Origin of the sequence: Verminephrobacter aporrectodeae subsp. tuberculatae At4 (genome assembly GCF_000193225.1) — a bacterium.
GTDB classification, from domain to species: Bacteria; Pseudomonadota; Gammaproteobacteria; order Burkholderiales; family Burkholderiaceae_C; genus Acidovorax; species Acidovorax aporrectodeae.
This window is the reverse complement of the sequence record NZ_AFAL01000090.1, coordinates 1-2,426: the sequence shown is the minus strand read 5'-3', so window position 1 is coordinate 2,426 and position 2,426 is coordinate 1. Positions and strand designations below refer to the sequence as shown.

The following is a 2,426-nucleotide window of genomic DNA, read 5'->3' as shown; positions in this document are numbered from 1 at the left end:
GCCAGAAATCGTCAGGACGACATCGGCACCGAACCCTGTCGAGTTGCCCAAGGATTTGCCGTGTCCTGTCGATGATGGGCTTTGCGACCATTTGACTGGGATGGCGCTGCCGAACCTATCATTGACATCGACGACCGAATTGGCGTGCAACTTGTCTTTGTTGCAAGGCAGGGTCGTCATGTATCTCTATCCGATGACGGGCAAACCCGGCGTTCCGTTGTCCGAGGGATGGCTGCAAATCCCCGGAGCCCCGGGTTGTACGCCGCAGTCTTGTGCATTCAGGGATCATGCTGACGAACTGCGGCAGTACAATTGTTCTGTTTTCGGGATCAGTACGCAAAGCAGCGAAGATCAGCGCGAAGCGGTGGCGCGCTTGCATCTGCCTTATGAATTGCTCAGCGATGCCGAGTTCAAACTGACTGAAGCACTTCGTCTGCCGACCTTTGTCGTTGAGGGCAAGAGAATGATCAAGCGGCAGACTTGGATTGTCGAAGTGGGAAAAATCATCAAGGTGTTCTATCCTGTTTTCCCGCCGGAGCGCAATGCCAGCGATGTGATTGCGTGGCTTGATGGAAAAAGAGAGGCGATGTGTCAGAGCTAAAGCGAGCTTCAGAGAGCGATATCCTGATCCGCCTTCGCCCGGGACAGGGGCAATCGCCTATCTATTTTGTCCACCCGACGCATGGCAACGGGTTGTGTTACGGCCCGTTGGCCGTCATGCTGGGGAACAAGCATCCTTTCTACGCGATTCAGTCGGCGGGGCTGCTTCCGGATTCGGATCCGGACCAAACGATTGAACAGATGGCGCAACGGTACGTCGAGCGGATCCTGATGCAGGACTCAGAAGGCCCATACCTGCTTGGCGGTTGGTCGCAAGGTGCGCTGATTGCCGTGGAAATGGCGCAAATACTCAAATCAACTGGAAGAAAAGTCGACCATCTTTTTGCCATCGACAATATGTTCATCACGGTCGATGATAGGGCATTTCAGGCGGGCAAAGGTATGCAGGCCGGTGCGCGTTGGCGCCAGTTCCAGCCAGCGCGCCAGGTGCGTGCCCACCGCGTGCGCGAGCGCGTCGTAGCGTTCCGCGTAGAGCCGGCGCATGCGCCGGACGTGCGTCGCGAAATGCCCCTCGGCGATGAACTCGGCGAGCACCGTTTGCAGGTGCGTGGGAACGCCCGGGGAGAACGCCTCCAGGCTGGTGCAGAAAAACGGAACCAGCGGCGGCGGCGCCAGTATGAAGCCCAGCCGCAGCGCAGGAAAAATGGATTTGCTGAAGCTGCCGACGTAGATCACCCGCCCGCCGAGGTCCAGTTCCTTGAGCGTGGGCAGCGGCTTGTCGGTGACGCAGAAATCGCCGGCCCAGTCGTCCTCGATGATCCACGCGTCGGCCGCCTCGGCGGCCTGGAGCAGCGCGAAGCGCCGATCCAGGCTCATCTTCACGCCCAGCGGTTGCTGCTGCGACGGGGTGACGGGCCAGCTTGAACGACGGCGCCACGGCGCGCCCCTGCTCGACCCGCAGGCCGGCTTCGTCAACGGGGACCGCGACCATGTGCGCGCCCGCGAGCATGAAGCAGTTGCGCGCGCCGATATGCCCGGGGTTTTCAAACCAGACCCGGTCGCCCGCGTCGATCAGCATTTCCGCGATCAGCTGGAACGCGTACTGCGCGCCGCTGACGATGAAGATCTGCCTGGCGTGGCAGGCGATCCCGCGGTTCACGCGCAAATGGGTGGCAATGGCCTCGCGCAGGCGCAGCTCGCCATGCGGCTCGGGGTAGCCGAGCATCGGCTTGCGCGCGTTGCGCCAATGCTTGCTCGACAGCCGGAACCATTGCGCCATCGGAAACGCGTCGAAGGCCGGCATCCCGGTCGTGAACGGCTGGTGCTGGTGCACCAGGCGGGTGCCGAACTGCCCGGCCAGCGCAATCGCCTTCGCCAGTTTCGCGCTCGCGACGGACCCGATGTCCAGCGGCGCGTCGGTGGGCGCGACGCGCGCGTTCAGGGCCGGGCTGACATGGGTGCCGGCGCCGACCCGGGATTCGAGCAGGCCCTCGGCGACCAGCCGCTCAAAGGTCTCGACGATGGTCGCGCGCGCGACCCCGAGTTCGCTCGCCATGGTGCGCGTCGAAGGCAGGCGGTCCCCCGCCGACAGCGATCCGTCGAGCAGCAGGTCTTTGAGCTTGCGATAAATCTGGGTGGACAGGGTCTGCGCGGCGCCGCGGTCCAGAACGATGGATTGCAGCAGCATGCCGCGTGAACGTTTGACCATCGCAGCCTGCTTCCAGGGGGCCGACTGCGGGCTATGCGTGCGCGTTCTGCGCCAGGGCCACGAATTCGTGCACTGCCACCTCCTCGGCGCGGCGCTGGACGTCGAAATGGCCCGCGTAGCCGCGCGCATCCAGCCAGCGCCCGAGCGTGTGGCGCAG

Annotated in this window: 3 protein-coding genes and 3 pseudogenes; 2 read left to right on the top strand and 4 right to left on the bottom strand. The window is 63.2% G+C overall.

Features of this window, described 5'->3' with window-relative positions; all coding sequences use genetic code 11:
- Positions 1–180: hypothetical protein (locus VTU_RS34640; protein WP_236610624.1), on the bottom strand; the 180-nt coding region annotated here is incomplete at its 3' end.
- Here VTU_RS34640 and VTU_RS25560 point away from each other — a divergent pair.
- Together VTU_RS25560 and VTU_RS35655 are read left to right on the top strand one after the other, a co-directional pair.
- A complete protein-coding gene (locus tag VTU_RS25560) occupies positions 101–601 on the top strand; it encodes a peroxiredoxin (protein WP_081479711.1) in 501 nt (166 codons plus the stop codon). The genes VTU_RS34640 and VTU_RS25560 overlap by 80 nt on opposite strands.
- Before the next feature lie 116 nt (positions 602–717).
- A pseudogene (locus VTU_RS35655) lies at positions 718–894 on the top strand (thioesterase domain-containing protein); the annotation flags it as partial.
- Between the two features lie 21 nt (positions 895–915).
- Here the strand turns inward: VTU_RS35655 and VTU_RS34635 are convergent.
- The 3 genes and pseudogenes from VTU_RS34635 to VTU_RS32455 all read right to left on the bottom strand — a co-directional run.
- Positions 916–1,443, bottom strand: coding sequence for an aminotransferase-like domain-containing protein (locus VTU_RS34635; RefSeq protein WP_029554080.1), 528 nt, complete (start codon positions 1,441–1,443; stop codon positions 916–918).
- Positions 1,444–1,591: 148 nt separating this feature from the next.
- A pseudogene (locus VTU_RS35650) lies at positions 1,592–2,248 on the bottom strand (aminotransferase class I/II-fold pyridoxal phosphate-dependent enzyme); the annotation flags it as partial.
- A gap of 52 nt (positions 2,249–2,300) precedes the next feature.
- Positions 2,301–2,426: pseudogene (locus VTU_RS32455) on the bottom strand (16S rRNA (adenine(1518)-N(6)/adenine(1519)-N(6))-dimethyltransferase); the annotation flags it as partial.

What these genes read in the sequence shown, in the direction of transcription:
- VTU_RS25560 (WP_081479711.1), top strand. Translation starts at nt 101, where the DNA reads ATGGCGCTGCCGAACCTATCATTGACATCGACGACCGAATTGGCGTGC.